Source organism: Actinokineospora cianjurensis (assembly GCF_003663795.1).
GTDB classification, from domain to species: Bacteria; Actinomycetota; Actinomycetes; order Mycobacteriales; family Pseudonocardiaceae; genus Actinokineospora; species Actinokineospora terrae.
Genome location: NZ_RCDD01000005.1, coordinates 42942 through 62235 on the forward strand (window position 1 = coordinate 42942; position 19294 = coordinate 62235).

Genomic DNA, 19294 nt, shown 5'->3' on the forward strand with positions numbered 1-19294 from the left:
TCAGGCGGCAGGGATCCGCCCTTTGGTCTGGACCAAACTAGGGTGGAGGTCTAAACCACCGCTTCCACCGAACGGCGCAATTCGGGCGCGCTCCCACAATCCACAGTGGACCATGGGGGACTTCTCAGGGTTCGCCTACCCCGTCGGGGGGACGAGCCGGACCTGGGTCCGACCTACCGTCATCGCCATGGGTCGCAGGGGATCGAGCGGGGGAGCCGTGGGGACGTTGGCGGGGCGGGTGGCCGGGATGGCCAGACAGGTGTGGGCGGCGGTGCGGCCGGTCGGTGGCGCGCAGCTGTTCCTGTGGTGGTGCGGCACGCTGCTGTTGGTCTCCGCGGCGGTGCACGGTGTGGTGGCACTGGTCGACGGTGGACCGTGGCTCGGGTCGGTGACCTGGCGCAAGCCGGTGGTGTTCGGCGCGTCGTTCGGCTTGGTCACCTGGTCGGCGGTGTGGGTCATGCGGCAGCTGGGCAGGCGGTGGTTCGGCTGGCCGTTCGCGCTGGTGTTCGGCGGGTCGTCGCTGGTGGAGGTCGCGCTGATCACCATGCAGAAGTGGCGGGGCGTGCCGTCGCACTTCAACTCCGGCACCCCGTTCGACGAGGGCGTGTTCAGCGCCATGGGGATGACGGTACTGCTGGTCGCCGCGGCGACGGGGTTCCTGCTGGTGTGGGCACTGGTGGACTTCCGGGGCACCGCCGTGGCCCGGGTCGCCGCGGTCGGGGGCCTGCTCGCGCTGGCCGTCGCGGGCTACATCGGCACGGACCTGATCGGCGAGGGCGACAAGGTCTACGCGGCCACCGGGCACGTCCCGGAGGACCTGGTGTTCGGCGCGGCGGGCAGCGCGAAGCTCGCGCACGCCATCGGCATCCACGGCATCCAGGTGCTCATCGTGCTGGCGGTCCTGCTGGAGGGCACCGCCCTCGCGACAAGGGCGCGCTTGTGGACGATGCTGGTGGCGACCGCGGGGTACGCGGCGGTGTACGCCGCGGTCACCGTGACCGCCTACGCGGGCCGCGCGTGGACGGACCCGACCCTGCCGGTCGCGGTACTGGGCCTGGTCGGCGTCGTGGGCGTGGGTGTGGGCTTCTGGCAGGCCGTGGTGACGAGGGAAGTGGCTGATGAGCGTTCCGCGGTGGCTGTCTGAGCGGCGCGTGCCGCTGGTCGACGGTGCCCTCGGCGTCGCGGCGTTCACCGCCATGGCGCTCACCGGCCCCGGCCCGCTGTGGCTCACCGCGGGCGTCGCGATCGGTCTGGCCCTGCGCACCCGCGCCCCGCTGGTCGGGTACCTGCTCGGGACGGCAGCGCTGGTCACCGGCGGGCTGCTCGGGGTGGCCGACCCGATCGCCCCGTACGCCAACGTCATCGGGATCCACGCGCTCGGCGTCCACGCCCCGCCGCGGCACTCGCTGGTCGGCCCGGCGATCGTGGTGCCCGGGGTGCTCGCCTACAACGCCCAGCTCCCCTTCTCCGCCGTCGCGATCGCCGGGACGGTGTTCCTCTGGCTGCTGGCGTGGGCGGTGGGGTTCGCGACGGCCAGGGCCAAGGAGCGCTCGGCGCTGCTCAACCGCGCGGCGGTCGCCGAGGAGCGGACCAGGATGGCGCGGGAGTTGCACGACCTGGTGGGGCACACGGTGAACGTGATGCTGGTGCAGGCGGGGGCGAGCCGGGTGGTGCTCGACACCGACCCGGCCAAGGCGAAGGAGTTGTTGACCGCGGTGGAACGCACCGGCCGTGAGGCGCTCGACGAGCTCGACCGGGTGCTCGCCGCGCTGCGCCCGGACGACCCGGACCTGGCCCGCCTGGCGTCGCGGATGACCGAGGCAGGCATGGCGGTGGACCTGCGCGTCGAGGTCGACGCACTGCCCGGACCGGTGGAGTTCGCGGTGTACCGGATAGTGCAAGAGGCGTTGACGAACGCTCTCACCCACGGCAAGGCGAGGTCGGCCTCAGTGTCCGTGAGTCCGTCCGAGGAGGGGGTCGCGGTGGAGGTAGCCGACCGGGGGCGTGGTCCTCGACCGGGTTACCGGGTCGGCCGGGGGCTGACCGGGATCACCGAACGGGCCGAGGTGCTCGGCGGGTCCGTGGTGCACGGGGGAGGTGACGGGGGCGGGTTCCGGCTGCGGGTCGTGCTCCCGCTGGCGTGATCCGGGTCGTGCTCGCCGACGACGACCCGCTGCTGCTGGCGGGTGTGAAGGTGGTCCTCGGCACGGCGGGCGACATCGAGGTGGTCGGCGACGCGTGCGACGGGCTGGTCGCGGTGGCCACCGCCGCGCAGCTGCGGCCGGACGTGCTGCTGATGGACGTGCGGATGCCCGGGGTGGACGGGGTCGAGGCGACCAAGCGGGTGCTGGCGGCGTGCCCGTCGGTCGCGGTGCTGGTGCTGACCACGTTCCGCCACGACGAGTACGTGTGGGGCGCGCTGCGGGCCGGGGCGCGCGGGTTCCTGCTCAAACGCGCCTCCCCGGAACGGCTGATCGACGCGGTGCGCACCGTCGCCGCCGGGGAGAGCGTGCTCGACCCGGCCGTGACCGGCGACCTGGTCGACCGGTTCGTCCGGCAGCTGCCCGCGCCGATCACCGACCCGCGGCTGGCCAGGCTGACCGACCGCGAGACGCAGGTGCTGCGGCTCATCGCGCTGGGCAACACCAACGCCGAGATCGCCGAGTCGCTGGTGATCGCGGAGTCCACGGCCAAGACGCACGTCAAGCGGGTGCTGGCCAAGATCGGGGTCAGGGACCGGGCGCAGGCCGTGGTGGTCGCCTACCGGACCGGGCTGGTCACGCCGGGGTGAGCGCGTAGCGGTCCAGGGTCCGCTGCTTGAGCCGGGAGAACTCGGCGCTCCCGGTGTGCCCGGAGTCCTCGACGACCAGCAGCTCCGCGTCCGGCCACGCCCGCGCCAACGACCACGCGACCTCGACCGGCCCACCGATGTCGTGGCGCCCGTGCAGGATCGTGCCCGGGATCCCGGCCAACCGGTGGGCGTCGCGCAGCAGTTGGCCGTCCTCAAGCCACGCGTCGTGCGACCAGTAGTGGGTCACCAGCCGGACCATGGTGTGTGTCGCCGCGGTCGGCCTTCCGCCGTAGGGCGCCTCGTGCCCGTTGGGCTCCAGGGAGACGACGGTGTCCTCCCAGGCCGTCCAGTCCCTGGCCGCCTTGTCGCGCACGGCCGGGTCGGGGTGCGCCATCAGGGCGTTGTACGCGGCGATCACGTTGTCCGCGCCCGCCACCCCGGCCCGGAACCGCTCCAGGGCCTCGGGGAAGAACCGGCCGACCCCGTTGGTGATCCAGTCGTGGTCGGCGTGCCGGGACAGAGTGGCGGCACTGATGACGATCTCGGTGACCCGGTCGGGGTGCTGCTGCGCGTACGCCAGGACCAGGGTGGATCCCCACGAGCCGCCGGAGATCAACCACCGCTCGACCCCCAGGTGCGCCCTGAGCACCTCCATGTCCGCGACCAGGTGGTGCGTCGTGTTGTGCACCAGCTCCGTCGCCGGGTCTCCCGCGTTCGGGACGCTCCTGCCGCACCCCCGCTGGTCGAACAGGATGACCCGGTACCGCTCGGGATCGAAGTACTCCCGACTCCCGCGGTTGCTCCCCGAGCCCGGACCGCCGTGGACGATCAGGGCGGGCTTGCCGTGGGGGTTCCCGGACTCCTCCCAGTAGACCTGGTTGCCCTGGCCGACGTCGAGCAGACCGTGCGCGCGGGGATCACCGTGTGAGTAGGACACCCGGGCAATGTAACAGCGCTGTTGTATCGGTGGCGACAGGTCGAGGGTTGGACGAGGGTGCACGCGGTGGTGGGTCAGATGAGGGTGGAGCCCTCTAGCGCCAAGAGTTGGCCGGGCGGCCGTACCGTCACAGCCGGCCGGGGCTCTCGCCCACGGAGCCCGTGGGACCGCCGGCCTCGGTTTGGCCGAATACGGCGGCCGGCGCGGCGATCGCACGGATCACCCCGGCCCTAGGCAAGGACCGTCACCGGTTGGGCAGCCTGCGCTGACAGCGACAGTCGCCGATCCGCCCGCACCTACCTGGCATGCCGGTGTGCCCAGGCTCGTCGACCCGCGACCGCGCTCCTCGACGGACGCCACGCGCGTGCATGTCCGGTCGGGAGCAGCGCCGGGGCCAGTGAGTGCGCCGACGCGGTGGACCGCGGCAGGCGTCCGGGCGGCGCTGTTGTTCGGTGGCGACTTCGTGGGTCAGATGAGGGTGGAGCCCTCTAGCGCCAAGAGGTGTTGTTTGGCCGGGAGGCCGCCGCCGTAGCCGACTAGGGCGCCGGTGGAGCCGATTACCCGGTGGCAGGGGATGACGATGGAGATGGGGTTGCGGCCGTTGGCCATGCCGACGGCTCGGGAGGCCGCGGGGGTGCGGCCGAGTTGGTGGGCGAGTTGGCCGTAGGTGGTGGTGTGGCCCCAGGGGATGGTGGTGAGCGCCGTCCACACCTGGCGTTGGAACGGGGTGCCGCGCGGGGCCAGGGGGAGGTCGAACTCCTGGAGTTCACCGGCGAAGTACGCCGCGAGTTGGGCCTTCACCTCGGCGAACGGGGTCGCGTCGGACAGCCAGTCCGCGCCGATTCCAGCGAAGTGGCGGTGGCCGACGCCCATGTAGAGGCCGGTGAGGGAGGTGCCGTCGCCGGTGAGGAGGAGTTCGCCGACCGGGGTGTCGACGAAGGTGTAGCGGGTGGGGCCGTCCAGCGCCTCGGCGAGCGTCGTCGGGTCGAGCAAGAGCACGGTTCTCCTTGGTTCGGGGATGGTCAGCGTCCCAGTCGGTGCCGCGGGTCAGGCGGGGAGGTGGTTGATCGGGTGGTTTCCGGTGGCCCACAGGTACTGCACGGCGTAAGAGCGCCAAGGGCGCCAGGCGGTGGAGTGGGCGATGAGCGCGGCAGGAGCGCCAGGTAGACCTAACTCCTTCGCCGCTGCCCTGATGCCCAGGTCGCTGGCGACGAATGCGTCCGGGTCGCCTAGAGCGCGCATCGCGATGGTCTCCACCGTCCACGGTCCGATGCCCGGTAGCGCCGCCAGGTCCTCCCGCGCCGCACGCCAGTCGCCGCCGGGGGACAGGTCGATCCGCGGCAACGCGGCCACCAAGCCCAGCAGGGTCGCCCGGCGGGACCGGGGGAACGCCAGCGTCTCCGGGTCGATCTCCGCCAACGCCGCCGTGTCGGGGAACAGGTGCGTGAGGCCGCCGCCGGGATCGGAGATCGGCTCGCCGTGGGCCAGGACCAGGCGCGCGGCGTGCGTGCGGGCGGCCTGGGTGGACACCTGCTGCCCGAGCACCGCGCGCACCGCCATCTCGTCGCCGTCGACCGTGCGCGGCACCCGCCTGCCCGGCGTGCGGCGGACCAGCGGGGCCAGCAGCGGGTCGGCGGCGAGCAGGTCGTCGACGGCGACCGGGTCCGCGTCCAGGTCGAGCAGGCGCCTGCACCGGCTGATCGCCACCGGCACGTCGCGCAGGTCGGTCAGCGCCAGGTCGCAGCGCACGTGGTCGGCCTGCGGGCGCAGGCTCACCACCCCCGGGCCGTTCGGCAGCCGCATGCTCCGCCGGTACGCCCCGGCCCGCCACTCCTCGACACCGGGCACCGCCGTGGCGGCGAGGTGGCCGAACACGTTGCTCGGGCTGAACGGCGCCCGGAACGGCAGCCGCACGGTCAACCCGCCCGACACCGGCCGGGCCTGGGCACTGGCCCGCCTGCGCAGGTCGGTCGGCGAGAGCGCGAACACCTCGCGCACGGTGTCGTTGAACGTGCGGATGCTGCCGAACCCCGAGGCCATCGCCACCTCGGTCATCGCGAGCCCGCTGGTCTCGATCAGCACCCGCGCCGTCTGCGCCCGCCGCGCCCTGGCCAGCGCCAACGGCCCCGCGCCCAACTCGGCCCGCAGTTGCCGCTCGACCTGCCGGACGCTGTAGCCCAGCCGCGCGGCCAGCGCGGGCACCCCGCCGGTGTCGACGACGCCGTCGGCGATCAGCCGCATCGCCCTGCCGACCAGGTCGGCCCGCTCGTTCCACTGCGGGGAGCCGGGCGAGGCGTCGGGCAGGCACCGCTTGCACGCCCGGAACCCGGCCTGCTGCGCGGCGGCCGCGCTCGGGTAGAAGCGCATGTTGCGGGCCTTGGGCGGCAGCACCGGGCAGCTTGGCCTGCAGTAGATCCCGGTGGTGAGCACGGCGGTGAAGAACCAGCCGTCGAACCGCGCGTCCCGCGACTGCACGGCGCGGACGCACCGCTCGGTGTCGGAGTGCATGACCCCAGCATCTCGGGTTCCGCGCGCCGACTCCAGCGGGAAAACGACATCACCCTGGGCCGGGTTGCGCCGCACGGGTGGTGTGACCGCCGGGAAACCCCGTTCGGCCCAGCCGCGCGCCATTTCCGACTACCGAACGTGCGGAATTTCGGCCCGTTCCTGGAATTCCCCAACGGCCATTGTCGGTGGTGCACTGGAAACGCCGGAGCGGCGTTGTCGCTGGATCGTGTCGTGAGTCGCGGGAATGGGTAACGGGGTCCTGACCGACCGCGATGCCCGGCTCGAACGGGAGGAGACGCAGTGGGCGGGCAACAGGTGCTGCTGGTGCACCCGGGGATCTACGACGACGGCAATCCACTCGCGTTCCCGCCGTGGGGCGCGCTCACCGTCGGGCACGCGCTGCGGGCGGCGGGCCACGACGTGGTGGTGCTCGACCTCAACGGCGCCGACCTGCCCGCCTGCCTGGACGCGGCGCTGGCCGGGTCGAGGCCGACGGTGGTGGGCGTGACCGCCAAGCAGGGGGTCGGGGCGCGCCGGTTCCGGGCCGTGGTCGACCACCTCGCCGCGGTCGCCCCCGGGCTGCCCGTGGTGGCCGGTGGGCCGCTGGTCAGCACGTTCCCCGACCCGGACGCGCTGATCTGGCGCGGCGTGCACACCCTGGTGCTCGGCGACGGCGAGCAGGCGATGGTGGCCTGGTCGAACTCCCGGCCGCGCCGCGGCGGGCTGGTGCACGGGGTCGAGCCGCCGGACCTGGACGCGGTCGGTGTGCCGTCGTGGTGGTCGGGTCTGCCGGACTACGTGCACCCGGCGCGCAGTTGGCCGAACATGGCCGTCCCGGGTATCCACGTCGCTTCCGCGCGCGGTTGCACCCGCCGCTGCACATTCTGCTACCTCAACGCCCAGTACCCGCACGCGCGGTTCCGCTACGTCACCGCCGGGAAACTGCACGACGACCTCGCGGAACTGAACTCGGTCACCGGCGCGCGCGGATTCTACTTCGTCGACGACTGTTTCATCGACACCAGACAACGGCGGGTACGCGACTTCTGCGCTCGCGCGATCGCCGACGGCAGCCCATTCCGTTACGGGTGCGATGTCCAGTTGTCGGATCTCGACCGCTATCCCGACCTGCTGGCCCTCATGCACCGCGCCGGGTTCCGCGCGCTCTACGTCGGGGTGGAGTCGGCCTCGGCGGAGACCCGCAGGCGGCTGGCGAAGGGCACGCTGCGCGGCGGGGTGGCCGACGTGCTCAACCGGGCCATCGACATGGGCTACGTCATCCGCGCCTCGATCGGCATCGGCTGGCCGGGGGAGGCGCGGGCCGACGCCGAGGCGACGCTGGAGCTCATCGACTCCGTGCCCAGGCTCGCCTTCGACGCCTACCGCTACTACCCGCTGCCGCACACCCCGCTCGGCGAGCGCTCGCACTGGGCGTCGGCCAGGGCGCGGTTGACCCCGGAGGCCCTGTCGGCCACGGCGTTCCAGGACTACTCCGACCACAACGACAACCACTCCGCGATCCCCACGCGCGACTACGACGCGCTGTGGTCCCAGTTGCGCCAGCGCGAGGACGAGCGGCTCGCCGCCTACTTCGCCACCGAGCACTGAAGGGGGCACCGGTGTCGACTCCCGCTGTCGTGCTGTCCGGCGTGCACTCCGGCCCGAACCCGTCGCCCGGGCTCGGCCTGGCCAGGTCGCTGCGGTCGGCGTGGCCGCGGCTGCGGCTGGAGGCGGTGGACTACTCGCCGCGCTCGACCGGGCTCAGTGCCTCCGAGTTCGACCGGGTGCACGTGCGGCCCGGCTGGCACGACGCCGACCTGGACGCGTTGTGCGCCGGTCTGCTGTCGATCGTGGAGTCGGCTGGCGCGGTGTTCCTGCCCGGCCTCGACCTGGAGGCCGCGCTGCTCGCCGACCGCAGGCCGGGGCACCCCGCGCTGCTGCTGCCGCCGAGCGCCGCGTTCGACGCCGTCGTGAAACCGGGGGAGACGGCGGCGTCGCTGCTGGGTCTCGCGGTGCCGGAGTACCGCTTCGCCGAGGGCGTCGAGGACGGCGCCGACTTCGCGGTCCGGCACGGCTGGCGGGTCTGGGTGAAGGGGTCGCGCTACGAGGCCGTGGCCACCAACGGCCGCGCCGAGTTGGCGGCGGCCATCGCCGGGCTGCGCGCGACCTGGGGCGGGGAGACGTTGCTGCAACGGCACGTCGACGGCGCCGAGGAGTCGGTGGTGTTCGCCGCGCTCGACGGTGAGCTGCTCGGCGCGTGCGCGATGCGCAAGACGATGGTGACCGCCGAGGGCAAGACCTGGGCCGGGTCGGTCGACCTGCTCGACCCGCCGACCAGGGCCAGACTGGTCGACCTGGTCCGGATCACCCGGTGGACCGGCGGCGGGGAGGTCGAGATCGTCCGGGAGGCCGACACCGGCATCCCGTACCTGCTGGAGGTCAACCCGCGGTTCCCGGCGTGGATCCACGGCGCCACCCTCGCCGGGGTCAACCTGCCCGCGCGGCTGGTCGCGGCCGCCACCGGGATCCCCCGCCAGGAACGGGAGAAGGCGCACTCCACCGGGTTCGTGCGCGTCGTCGAGGAGATCCCCGCCGGGCCGCACGCGATCGGCGTCGTGCCGACCGGGCAGCACGGCCTGTCCTGCGACGGCGAGCTCCCCGGGCACTGCGGCGCCGACAGCCCGGCACCCGGCGGCAAGCACCCGTCGGGCATGCCGGTGCTCTCGCGCAGGCTGGCCCTGCCCCGCCCGCGGCCGCGCCCGGTCGACCTCGACCACCGGCGGGCCGCCGACATCGCCGACGCGCTGCTGGTCGACCCGTACGAGTCCCCGGCGCGGGTCTACTTCGGCGGGGTGCTCGACCGGGGCCTCGACCGGCTCGCCGGGGTGTGCCGCGACGTCGAGGACGCCACCGGGGTGCCGACCAGGTTCGCCTACTCGGTCAAGACCAACCCGGACCCGCGGGTGCTCGGCGCGGTGCTGCGCCGCGGCGCGCTGGTCGAGGTGATCTCGCAGGCCGAGGCCCGCCGGTGCGCGGCGGCCGGGTTCCCCGGTGACCGGGTCGTGCTCGGCGGTCCGGCCAAGTGGTGGCGCTTCGACGGCGGCCCGGTCAAGTTCGGCGCGGTGTTCTGCGACTCGGTCGGCGACCTGGAGCGGACGCTGGCACTGGTCGCCGAGGGCGGCGTCTACGCCGACGTGCTCGGCCTGCGGCTGGCCCCGCCCGGTGTGCCGTCCCGCTTCGGCGTCGACGTGACCTGCCCGCGCGCCTACCGAGCGGTGGCCGACGCACTGCGCGACGCCCCGGTGGGCAGGCTCGGCCTCCAGTTCCACCACGCCGCAAGCCAGATCGGGCTGCGCGCCTGGTTGCGCGAGTTCACCGCGGCGGTCACCGTGGCCGCCGACCTGCTCGCCCGCGCCGACGTGCGAGCCAGGTGCCTCGACCTCGGCGGCGGGTGGCCGCCGGGGCTCGGCCGCGCCGAGTTGGGCGCGCAGCTGGTCCGGGCCACCAGGGCGGCGGTGCGCGAGCTCGGCTCGCTCGACCAGGTGCTGTTCGAGCCGGGCAAGCACCTGGTCGAACCGGCGATGGCGGTGTTCACCACCGTGCTGGACGTGCGCGACGGCAGGCACGGGCGCGCCGCGGTCGTGGACGCCTCGATCGCCGAGCTGCCGGACTGGGGCTCGCACCCGCACCCCGTGCTGTGGCGGGCCCCCGGCGCGCCGTGGCGCAGGCTGCCGCCCGGCGACGAGTCCGTGTTCGGGCGGCTGTGCATGGAGCACGACCGCCCGCGCGCGGGCCTCACCCTGCCCGACGGCATCGCCGAGGGCGACCACCTGCTGTTCCTCGACGCGGGCGCCTACGACGCCAGCATGAGCTTCCGGTTCGGAGTGTGATGACCGTGTCCGCACCAGGCGTGCCAGACCACCCGCCGTCGACCCTCACCGAGCACGCGGACTGCGCCGCCTGCGCGGACACCCGGTCCTGGCTGCTGGCCCACGACCGCGCCGAGGCCACACCCGCGCGCGAGTGGGACACCACCACCTTCGGCCTCGGCTGGCTGTTCCGCTACTTCCGGTGGGGGCCGAGCCGGTGGCCGTTCGCCTGGTGCGACGTGCCCAGCGCCGAGCACGTCGACTGCGGGGTGCTGGCCTGCGTGGCGGGCATGGTCCTGGCCGCGCGCGGGCTGCGGGTCGAGCGCGTCCAACTGGTGGAACGGGCCGCGGTGGAGGAGACCGCGCTGTGGCGCGGCCGCTGGCTGGCCGCCGGGTGCAGGCCGGACTGGATCCTGTCCGACCGCGAGGTCTACCACGAGGTGCTGCTGGTGCACGCCGACGCCGGTCCGGTGCTGTTCGACCCCACCGAGCTGCGCCAGGTCGGCCAGGGCCGCGACCGTCCACTGTGGATGCGGCAGTGGGCGCTGTGAGCGGGGCGTGGCGCGAAAGGTGGGCAACGCGTCGTTGACGCCCTCGCCGTGCGGCGAACACGATTGCCGGTGTGCACAACGTCCTGCTGATGCTCTACGACGGCGTCAAGGGGCTCGACGTGGTCGGGCCGGTCGAGGTCTTCTCCTCGGCCAACGACGTCCTCGCCGAACACGGCAGGGCGCCCGCCTACGCCATCACCACCGGCAGCCTCGGCGCGACCGCGGTGCGCACCTCGGCCAGGATGCGGCTGGCGCCCGACATCGACCTCGACGGCGCCCCGGTCGCGGGCACCCTGGTCGCCCCGGGCGGCTGCGTGCCTGGTGAGCTGGACCTGTCGCTGGTGGCGTGGCTGCGGGCCAACGGCGCGCACGCCGAGCGGCTGGTGTCGGTGTGCACCGGCGCGTTCGTGCTCGCCGAGGCCGGGTTCCTCGCCGGGCGCCGGGCCACCACGCACTGGCAGTACTGCGCCGACCTGGCCGAACTGCACCCGGACGTCACCGTGGACGCCGAACCGATCTTCGTCCGCGACGGCAACATCGCCACCTCGGCCGGGGTGACCGCGGGCATCGACCTCGCGCTGGCGCTGGTGGAGGACGACCTCGGCCGCGACGTGGCACTCGCGGTCGCCAGGCACCTGGTGGTGTTCCTGCGCAGGCCGGGCAACCAGGCCCAGTTCAGCGCGCAGATGTCGGCCCAGGTCGCGCACCGCGCGCCGTTGCGCGACGTGCAGTGCTGGATCGCCGAGCACCCCGAGGCCGACCTGGCGGTCACCGCGCTGGCCCGCCGCGCCGGGCTCTCGCCGCGGCACTTCACCCGGGCGTTCACCCAAGAGGTCGGGGTGGCGCCGGGGCGCTACGTCGACCAGGTGCGGTTGGAAGCCGCACGGTTGCGGTTGGAGGACACCGACGACAGCGTCGGCAGGATCGCGCGCGCCTGCGGCTACGGCACACCCGAGGCGATGCGCCGCGCGTTCCTGCGCGGGCTTTCGGTTGGGCCGGCGGAATACCGGCGGCGGTTCACGTCCACTGTGGCCGGTCAGGAGACCTGATCGCGTGCTGGGGGTGCGCCCCGGCCCTCGGGCGTGCCGGGGGCCGGGGCGGGATCTCCAGTGCTGGCAAGGCGATCGGGCCAACCGGGTACTTGGGCCATTCGGAGGTACCTGTGCCCGGTGGTGTTCTTCTAGCGTGACCGGCGTTCGCTGGCACTACCGCCGCCTCGGTGGGAACGCCGGGCCGTCGGGGAACGAGGGCGAACCTGTGAACTTGGCCAAGGGCGGCGGCGATGAGTCCGCCGCCGGGGACGAACGCGCGGCAACGCCGGTCGGTCGACGCCGGGTGGTGGCGGTGCTGGTCGGCAGCGGGCTCGGCGCGGCCGCGTGCGTGCCGGTCGCGGTGTCCGGTTTGGCTGGTTCCGGGCTGCTCGGTGCGCAAGACGAGCAGCCATCACCGCCCCGGCCGCGTGGACCCCGCCCCGCGGCGGCGAAACCGGCTGACGGCGGCGCCTACCTCGACCGCGACGACAGCTACCGGCACGGCGTCGCGGGCCCGGCCGGATCGGCCACCCCGGACGCGGCGGAGTTCTTCGCCGGTCCCGCCGCTGCCGCCGCGGCGACCAAGGCCACCGTACCGACCATTGTGGACACCTCGAACCCGGTGTCGCACTTGCTGCGCAGGGTGACCTTCGGGCCGACCCCGCAGTTGCTGGCCGAGGTCTCCTCGACCGGCATCGACCGGTGGTTCGCCACCAACTGGACCCGGCGGCCATCCCGGACCCCGAGGCCGACCGGGTGTGGCGGGCCTTCCCGACCGCGGCGATGTCCGCGCGCGAGGTGCGCGGCGCGGTCAAGGAGTACAGCTGGGACGCGATGGTGGCCTATGCCCAGGCCACCCTCGCGCGCCAGTTGTTCTCCCGCAGGCAGGTGTTCGAGGTGGTGGTCGACTTCTGGGCCAACCACCTCACCGTGCCCATGCCCAGCGACGTCTCCTGGGACGTCGGCTGCTCGTACCACAACGACGTCATCCGCGGGCACGCCCTCGGGACGTTCACCGACCTGCTGACCGCCGCCATGCGGCACCCCGGGCTGGTCCAGGGCTGGTGGAAGGGCTTCGACTACACCAGCCGGAACAGCTGGTACCCCTAGGATCCGGCGGCGCCTCTGTGGACGCGCTGTGCGAACGGCTGACCTTCCAACGCATGCGGCCCGCGCACCGGCAGGCGCTCGTGGAGTTCCTGGCGTCCAAGGGCAAGCCCGCCGACATGGCCCAGCACCTCGCACCGCTGGTGCTCGACTCCCCGTACTTCGCACTCCACTGAAGGCGAGCCCATGACCGACGACCGGGGACCGCACCCCGATTGTCCCGACCTCGACCGGCTGGGCCCGAACCGCGCGGAAGCCCGGCTGCGGGCCGAGGCCGCCCGGGTCGCCCACGACGGTGAACACCGGCGTCGGTTGTGGGACAGGGGCTTCACCCGCCGACGCGTGATCGCGGGCGCCGGTGCGGCTGGAGTGGCGGCGCTGGGTGCGCAGCTGGTGACCACCCGCGTGTCGTTCGGCGACCCGGCTCGCAAGGGGACGGTCGTCGTGGTCTTCCTGCGCGGCGGCATGGACGGGTTGTCCGTGCTGGTGCCCGCGGGCGATCCGCACCTGCAAGCGGCCCGGCCCAAGATCGCCGCCCCCGCGGGCGCGCTGCTGCCGCTGGACCGGGGGTTCGGCCTGCACCCGGCGCTGGCGCCGCTGCACGAGTACTGGGCCGCGGGCCGGTTCACCGCCGTGCCCGCACTGTCCACACCGGACCTCTCGCGCAGCCACTTCCAGGCGCAGGACTGCCTCGAACGCGGCGGGGCGGCGACCTCGTCGGTGTCGAGCGGCTGGCTCGACCGCGTCCTCGCCGAGCTTGGACCGGGCACCACGTTCCGCGCGGTCGGCGAGGCAGGCACCCTGCCCAGGTCCCTGGTCGGGTCGCAGGGCGCGTTGGCCCTGCGCGGCGTCGAGGCGTTCAAGATCGCCGTATGGGACGCGCTGCACGAGCAGACCACCAAGGCGCTGAGCACCCTCTACACCGGAATCGACCACCCGCTGGCCGCCCAGGCGCGACCATCCTCGGCGCACTGCCCACCGCGCGCGACCTCACCGCGGCCGACCACCAGCCCGCCACCTACCCGGACGGCGCGTTCGGCAAGGCACTCGCCGACATCGCCCGCCTGGTCAAGTCCGACGTCGGGCTGCGCGTGGCGTGCGTCGACCTCGGCGGCTGGGACATGCACACCGACCTCGGCACCCTCGACGGCGGCGACATGACCCGCGCCCGCACCGCGCTGGCCGCCGCGCTCGACGCGTTCGCCACCGACCTCGGCCAGGCGCTCGACACCACGACCCTGGTGACCATGACCGAGTTCGGCCGCCGCGTCCAGGAGGACGGCAGCGGCGGCGCCGACCACGGCCACGGCAGCGTCGCCCTGCTGCTCGGCGGCGGCCTGCGCGGCAAGACCGTGCCCGGCGCCTGGGAGGGCTTGGCGCCCGACGCGCTCGACCACGGCGACGTCGCGGGCAGCAACGACTACCGCGACCTGCTCGGCGAGCTGGTTTCCACCCGATTGGGGTTGTCCCCGGCAGGCGTGGCGAAAGTCTTCCCCGGCCACGACTTCCGGCCGCTCGGCGCGTTCCGCTAGCCGCCCGGTTCCCCCACCGGGGTGGGTGAGGTTGCTGGCTTCCGCCCTCTGTGGACGGTACGACTCTGGGTGCCGCGCCGCTCGGCGCGGCGGTCCTTCCCCGAGGAGCAGATCCGATGAGGCGTGCCCACGTCACCAGAGTCGCCGCCGTCCTGGTAGCGCTGTTCTGCGCCGCGACCGTCCCCGCCCAGGCGGCACCGCGCGCCCCGTTCCAGTGGGCGGCGCTGGGCGACTCCTACACCGCCGGGGCCATCCCGGCCGCGGGCGTCGAGGTGCCCGTACCCGGTGGCCGCGACGGCTGTTCGCGGACCGCGGGGTCGTACCCGGAGGTGCTGCGCGCCCGCCTCGGCGACGTGTACGACCTGAGGAACGTCTCCTGCGGCGGCGCCACCCTGGCCAACCTCTACAACCAGTCGCAGGAGCCCACCGGCTACCACCTGCCGTTCTTCGACGTGCTCGACCCGGGCTTCCCGTTCGGGCCGGTCCCGCCGCAGCTCGACGCCGTCACCGAGAGCACGAACCTGGTGACCATCGGGGCGGGCGGCAACACCTTCGGGTTCGCCGAGGTGATCTACGCCTGCCTGCAGCTGGGCGCCTCCGCCGACAAGGACACCGACCACCCCTGCGCCGACTACTTCACCACCGGCGGCGACGGCGTGCCGACCGTGAACGACCGCCTCGCCCTGGTCAGCCAGGAGTACGGCGAGCTGATCGAGGCCATCAAGGCCCAGGCGCCGAACGTCACCGTGGTCGCCATCGGCTACCCGTCGATCATCCCCGAGGACGTCTCCACCTGCGCGTACGGCTTCAGCGCCGAGGGCCTGCGCAACTTCGCCACCGCCACCTACCCCGACCTGGCCTGGCTGCGCTCCGACGTGCTGATCCGGCTCAACGACGTCATCGCCCAGCAGGCCGCCACCCACAACGCCCTCTACGTCAACGCCTTCGCCGCCACCGAGGGCCACGACGCCTGCCAACCGGACGGCGTCAACTGGGTCGAGGGCCTCCTCGACCGCACCGGCGGCTGGGCCCTCATCCACCCCAACGCCTCCGGCCACCAGCGGGTCGCCGACGCACTGGAGGCCGTCTTGGCCCGCGACTAGCCCGCGCCCGGTCCGTCCCGTGGTCGCGGGGCGGACCGGGCTGCCGGACTTGGCCCGGGCCACTGGACCCGACTCTGGGCTGCTGGACTTGGCCCGGGCTAGTGGACCCGACTCCGGGCTGCTGGCCTTGACTCCGCGCTAGTGGACTTGATCCTGGGCTGCTGGACTTGACCTCGGGCTGCTGGCCTTGACTCCGCGCTAGTGGACTTGATCCTGGGCTGCTGGACTCGACTCCGGGCTGCTGGACTCGACCCCGGCTAGTGGACTTGACTCCGGGCTAGTGGACTTGACGAGGTACTGGCCTTGACCGTGCGCGGTCCGCCGCCGAATGCTGGGCGGGTCGGGGTGTGGAGGGAGGCCGTCGGTGCGTGCCGTGGTGTTCGAGCGGTTTGGTGAGGACCCGCGGGTCGAGACGGTGCCGGACCCGTGCCCGTCGGCGCGCGGGGTGGTGATCCGGGTGTCGGCGACCGGGCTGTGCCGCAGCGACTGGCACGGGTGGATCGGGCACGACCCCGACATCCGGTTGCCGCACGTGCCGGGGCACGAGCTGGCGGGGACCGTGGCCGCGGTCGGGACCGGTGTCACGCGGTGGCGCGAGGGGGACCGGGTGACGGTGCCGTTCGTCTGCGCGTGCGGGCGGTGCCCGTCCTGCGCGGCGGGGGACCAGCAGGTGTGCGAGCGGCAGACGCAACCAGGGTTCACGCACTGGGGGTCGTTCGCCGAGTACGTCGCCGTGGAGGACGCCGAGGTCAACCTGATCGGACTGGCCGGGGACATGCCGTTCGCGACCGCCGCCGGGTTGGGCTGCCGGGTCGCGACGGCGTTCCGGGCGGTGATCGCGCAGGGGCGGGTCAAGCCGGGGGAGTGGGTCGCGGTCCACGGCTGCGGCGGGGTCGGGCTGTCCGCCGTCGCTGTCGCCGCGGCGGCCGGTGCCAGGGTGATCGCCGTCGACATCTCGTTCGCGGCCCTGGAGATGGCCGCGTCCCTCGGCGCGGTGGCGTCGCTCAACCCCGTCACCACCGTCGACATCCCGGCCGCCATCACCGACCTCACCGGCGGCGGCGCCCACCTGTCCCTCGACGCCCTCGGCAGCCCCGCCACCTGCGCCGCCTCCATCACCAGCCTCCGCCGCCGCGGTCGTCACGTCCAGGTGGGCCTGCTGCCCAAGGACCCACCCGTCCCCATGTCCCGCGTCATCGCCTACGAGCTGCAACTGCTGGGCAGCCACGGCATGCCCGCCCACGCCTACCCCGAGATGATGTCCATGGTCACCACCGGCACCCTCCGCCCCGACCTCCTCATCACCAGGACAATCCCCCTCGACGCCGCCCCCACCGCCCTCACCGCCATGGGCAACACCCCCGGCAACGGCGTCACCATGATCGAGCCCTGACCCGGCTCGTGCCGTGCGGTGGCCTAGCCCAGTTCGGCGCGGACCTGGGGGAGGACCTCGGTGCCGAGGAGTTCGATGGCGGACATGACGTGGTGGTGGGGGACGCCTGCCCAGTCCATCTGCATGGCGTAGCGGTCGGCGCCGAGGAGGCGGCCGACGGTGATGAGGCGGTCGGCGATCTCGTCGGGGCTGCCCGCGAAGATGGCCTGGGCGTCGTGGGTGTAGGCGTCGTAGTCGGCGCGGGAGGGGATGGTCCAGCCTCGGGCGCGGGCGCCGTACTTCATGGTCTCGAGCCAGTACGGGTAGAAGGTGTCCTTGGCTTCCTGGGATTTCTTGGCGATGAAGCCGATGGCGCCCATGGTCACGTGCAGGCCGGTCTGGCCCGCGCTCTCCCCGGCGCGGCGGTACAGGTCGACCAATGGCGCGAACCGCTCGGGCTGGCCGCCGATGACCGCGTACACCACGGGCAGCCCCAGCAGGCCGGCGCGGGCGGAGGACTGCGGGTTGCCGCCGGTGCCGATGGAGACGCGCAGGTGCTCGCCGTAGGGCCGGGGCAGCACGTGGGCGTTGTCCAGCGGCGGGCGGAACCGGCCGGACCAGGTGATCGGGTCCTCGCGGTCCAGGCGCAGCAGCAGCGCCAGCTTCTCGTCGAACAGGTCCTCGTAGTCGCCGAGGTCGGCGCCGAACAGGGGGAACGACTCGGTGAACGAGCCGCGACCGGCCAGCAGTTCGGCCCGGCCGCGGCTGAGCTGGTCGAGGGTGGTGAACTGCTGGTAGATGTGTTCTATGGGCAATCCTGTATCTCTAACCGCCGAGCAGGTGCAAGCGATTCTTGACGGGACGCTGATACCTGTCTGCGGCTACGCGCGGATCAGCAAGGATGACGAACGCGATCGGCATGGAGTTAACGACCAACGCCGCGACAACCGGCGAAACGCCGCGAACTACTCGATGGTCGTAGTGTACGAGTTCGAGGACAACGATCGCTCTGCCAGCAAGCCGGACGTTGTACGTCCCGACTTTGAAGCCATGTTGAAGGCAGTAACCCGTGGGCGCACCGACGACGGCGTCGAGATTCGCGGGGTGATCGTGGTGCACGAGGATCGCCTCATCCGGCGGCCGGGCGATTACGAGCGCTTCGTAGAAGCAGTCACCCACGTAGATGGTCGGGTTTATGCCGATGAGCGAGGCACGAAAGACCTTTACTCGGAAGACGTGGAAACACTGGGATTGATGGGGGCGGTGATCTCGAAAGCCGAAACCAGGAAGATGCGGAAAAGGGCGCGCAACAACCACAGGCGGCGCGCCGAGGATGGCAAAGTTCCTCGTGGTCGCAAGCGATTTGGCTGGATGGACAACAAGATTGACGCGCACCCGATCAACGGACCTGCTATTGCGAAGGCTGCACAGGAGGTTCTTGGTGGTCGTGGAATGGGGTCTATTGCGCTCGAATGGCAGCGAAAGGGCATTCGCACCGTGATGGGGAACGACCATAGAGTGTCAAGCGTTCGGGATGCTCTTAGGGATCCTCGGATCTGCGGGTGGCGACGCATCAACGGCGGCGATCTGATTCGTGACGAGCATGGAAAACCGGTGGTGGGAGAGTGGGACGCGCTGGTTGAGCCCTGGGTTTGGGAGGGTTTGGACGCCATGTTCAAGGCGCGTTCGGGAAACACGATTGGGCGTGATGGCGAAGTCATTCCCGAGGTTGATAGGCGCGCGCCCAAGTACATTCTGACGGGTCGAGCTCGATGTGCTAAGCCGAACGAAAAAGGGGATCCGTGTGGCGCAATAATGCGTATCGGTTGGTCCTCGGTGCATGGTTGGCACACATACAACTGTCCCGGCAAGCAAAATGGCGGATGCGGTGGAGTGTCCGTCAAAGGTGCGGCACTGGAGGAGTACGTCACCGAGGCGGTGCTTGCCAAGCTCGAAGAGGTGATCGCCTTTGATGTTACCGAAGCAGTGTGGGAGAGTGCGGGCGAGTACGAGGAGAAGGAGGCCAAGTTGGCGCGTATGAAGACCGAGTGGACGCGGGGCGGAATCTCGGACGACTTCTTCTTTTCCGCAGTGCGCTCGCTCGAAGACGAACTGAGAGGTCTGCGAGTCGAACGGCGGAAATTCCTACTGTCTGGTCGGACCGCTTTGGAGGGAGTTGCCGACATTCGCGAACGGTGGTTCTCGGATGATCCCGACACGTCGCTGGACATTTCGCAGAAACGTACTTACATGCGGCTAGCGCTCAACGCCGTTATGGTTCACCCGGCCGGACGGGGAGGTCGCTTCAATCCGGATCGTTTGGAGCTTCGATGGCGCTCGGATATTCCAGCAACGGGCTTTGTGGCGGTCTAAGTATCTCCAGTTCAACGCCGAAGATGAGTCCTACTCGTTCCCACATCGAACCGTCCCACTGGGGGGAATTCGCGGCCTGTATCCGGCCCCACTCTTTCGGTGTCATTCGGACTCTCTGAG

Annotated in this window: 18 protein-coding genes and 1 pseudogene; 14 read left to right on the top strand and 5 right to left on the bottom strand. The window is 72.2% G+C overall.

The window, feature by feature from the left end; genetic code table 11:
- Positions 1-187: 187 nt before the first annotated feature.
- From CLV68_RS25655 to CLV68_RS25665, 3 genes are read left to right on the top strand one after another with little or no spacing between them, the layout of a single operon-like run.
- Positions 188-1144: a hypothetical protein gene (locus CLV68_RS25655; protein WP_147460158.1), complete on the top strand. Its 957-nt coding sequence runs from the start codon at positions 188-190 to the stop codon at positions 1142-1144.
- Entirely contained in the window at positions 1119-2144 is a 1026-nt protein-coding gene (locus CLV68_RS25660; protein ID WP_147460159.1) for a sensor histidine kinase, read from the top strand. Before CLV68_RS25655 ends, CLV68_RS25660 begins: the two co-directional genes overlap by 26 nt.
- Entirely contained in the window at positions 2141-2791 is a 651-nt protein-coding gene (locus CLV68_RS25665; RefSeq protein WP_121393466.1) for a response regulator, read from the top strand. The genes CLV68_RS25660 and CLV68_RS25665 overlap by 4 nt, the downstream gene beginning before the upstream one ends.
- Here CLV68_RS25665 and pip read toward each other — a convergent pair.
- The 3 genes from pip to CLV68_RS25680 all read right to left on the bottom strand — a co-directional run bounded on the left by pip (position 2778) and on the right by CLV68_RS25680 (position 6236).
- Positions 2778-3728, bottom strand: coding sequence for a prolyl aminopeptidase (pip, locus tag CLV68_RS25670; protein WP_246010108.1), 951 nt, complete (start codon positions 3726-3728; stop codon positions 2778-2780). The two genes, CLV68_RS25665 and pip, sit on opposite strands and share 14 nt — an antisense overlap.
- A 468-nt stretch (positions 3729-4196) precedes the next feature.
- Positions 4197-4721 carry a methylated-DNA--[protein]-cysteine S-methyltransferase gene (locus CLV68_RS25675; RefSeq protein ID WP_211346781.1) on the bottom strand — a complete coding sequence of 175 codons (525 nt, stop codon included), beginning with the start codon at positions 4719-4721 and terminating at the stop codon, positions 4197-4199.
- A 54-nt stretch (positions 4722-4775) separates the two neighbouring features.
- Complete coding sequence (locus CLV68_RS25680; RefSeq protein WP_121393468.1) at positions 4776-6236, bottom strand: DNA-3-methyladenine glycosylase 2; 1461 nt, start codon at positions 6234-6236, stop codon at positions 4776-4778.
- Positions 6237-6536: 300 nt separating this feature from the next.
- Between CLV68_RS25680 and CLV68_RS25685 the strand changes: the two genes are divergently transcribed.
- The 4 genes from CLV68_RS25685 (at position 6537) to CLV68_RS25700 (ending at position 11705) form a co-directional block, all read left to right on the top strand.
- Positions 6537-7844, top strand: coding sequence for a B12-binding domain-containing radical SAM protein (locus CLV68_RS25685; protein ID WP_121393469.1), 1308 nt, complete (start codon positions 6537-6539; stop codon positions 7842-7844).
- Between the two features lie 11 nt (positions 7845-7855).
- Entirely contained in the window at positions 7856-10126 is a 2271-nt protein-coding gene (locus CLV68_RS25690; RefSeq protein WP_147460160.1) for an ATP-grasp domain-containing protein, read from the top strand.
- Complete coding sequence (locus CLV68_RS25695; RefSeq protein ID WP_092774676.1) at positions 10126-10656, top strand: hypothetical protein; 531 nt, start codon at positions 10126-10128, stop codon at positions 10654-10656. The genes CLV68_RS25690 and CLV68_RS25695 overlap by 1 nt, the downstream gene beginning before the upstream one ends.
- Before the next feature lie 71 nt (positions 10657-10727).
- A complete protein-coding gene (locus tag CLV68_RS25700) occupies positions 10728-11705 on the top strand; it encodes a GlxA family transcriptional regulator (protein ID WP_121393471.1) in 978 nt (325 codons plus the stop codon).
- A 474-nt stretch (positions 11706-12179) separates the two neighbouring features.
- Here CLV68_RS25700 and CLV68_RS34210 read toward each other — a convergent pair whose 3' ends face one another.
- Complete coding sequence (locus CLV68_RS34210; RefSeq protein ID WP_170224576.1) at positions 12180-12383, bottom strand: hypothetical protein; 204 nt, start codon at positions 12381-12383, stop codon at positions 12180-12182.
- Positions 12384-12389: 6 nt separating this feature from the next.
- Here CLV68_RS34210 and CLV68_RS25705 point away from each other — a divergent pair, with 6 nt between their 5' ends.
- From CLV68_RS25705 to CLV68_RS25720, 6 genes are all read left to right on the top strand, one after another.
- Positions 12390-12797 carry a DUF1800 family protein gene (locus CLV68_RS25705; RefSeq protein ID WP_170224577.1) on the top strand — a complete coding sequence of 136 codons (408 nt, stop codon included), beginning with the start codon at positions 12390-12392 and terminating at the stop codon, positions 12795-12797.
- 17 nt (positions 12798-12814) lie between these two features.
- Positions 12815-12970, top strand: a complete 156-nt coding sequence (locus tag CLV68_RS33500) for a DUF1800 domain-containing protein (RefSeq protein WP_147460161.1) — start codon at positions 12815-12817, stop codon at positions 12968-12970.
- A gap of 10 nt (positions 12971-12980) precedes the next feature.
- Positions 12981-13955: a DUF1501 domain-containing protein gene (locus tag CLV68_RS35415; protein ID WP_246010109.1), complete on the top strand. Its 975-nt coding sequence runs from the start codon at positions 12981-12983 to the stop codon at positions 13953-13955.
- Positions 13886-14326, top strand: coding sequence for a DUF1501 domain-containing protein (locus tag CLV68_RS25710; protein ID WP_246010110.1), 441 nt, complete (start codon positions 13886-13888; stop codon positions 14324-14326). Before CLV68_RS35415 ends, CLV68_RS25710 begins: the two co-directional genes overlap by 70 nt.
- Before the next feature lie 116 nt (positions 14327-14442).
- A complete protein-coding gene (locus CLV68_RS25715; RefSeq protein ID WP_121393474.1) occupies positions 14443-15429 on the top strand; it encodes an SGNH/GDSL hydrolase family protein in 987 nt (328 codons plus the stop codon).
- A 364-nt stretch (positions 15430-15793) separates the two neighbouring features.
- Positions 15794-16822, top strand: coding sequence for a zinc-dependent alcohol dehydrogenase family protein (locus tag CLV68_RS25720; RefSeq protein WP_121393475.1), 1029 nt, complete (start codon positions 15794-15796; stop codon positions 16820-16822).
- Positions 16823-16845: 23 nt separating this feature from the next.
- Here the strand turns inward: CLV68_RS25720 and CLV68_RS25725 are convergent.
- A pseudogene (locus tag CLV68_RS25725) lies at positions 16846-17601 on the bottom strand (LLM class flavin-dependent oxidoreductase); the annotation flags it as partial.
- A 7-nt stretch (positions 17602-17608) separates the two neighbouring features.
- On the opposite strand from CLV68_RS25725, the gene CLV68_RS33505 reads away from it, so the two are divergent.
- Positions 17609-19174 carry a recombinase family protein gene (locus CLV68_RS33505; protein ID WP_170224578.1) on the top strand — a complete coding sequence of 522 codons (1566 nt, stop codon included), beginning with the start codon at positions 17609-17611 and terminating at the stop codon, positions 19172-19174.
- The last annotated feature ends 120 nt before the right edge of the window (positions 19175-19294 follow it).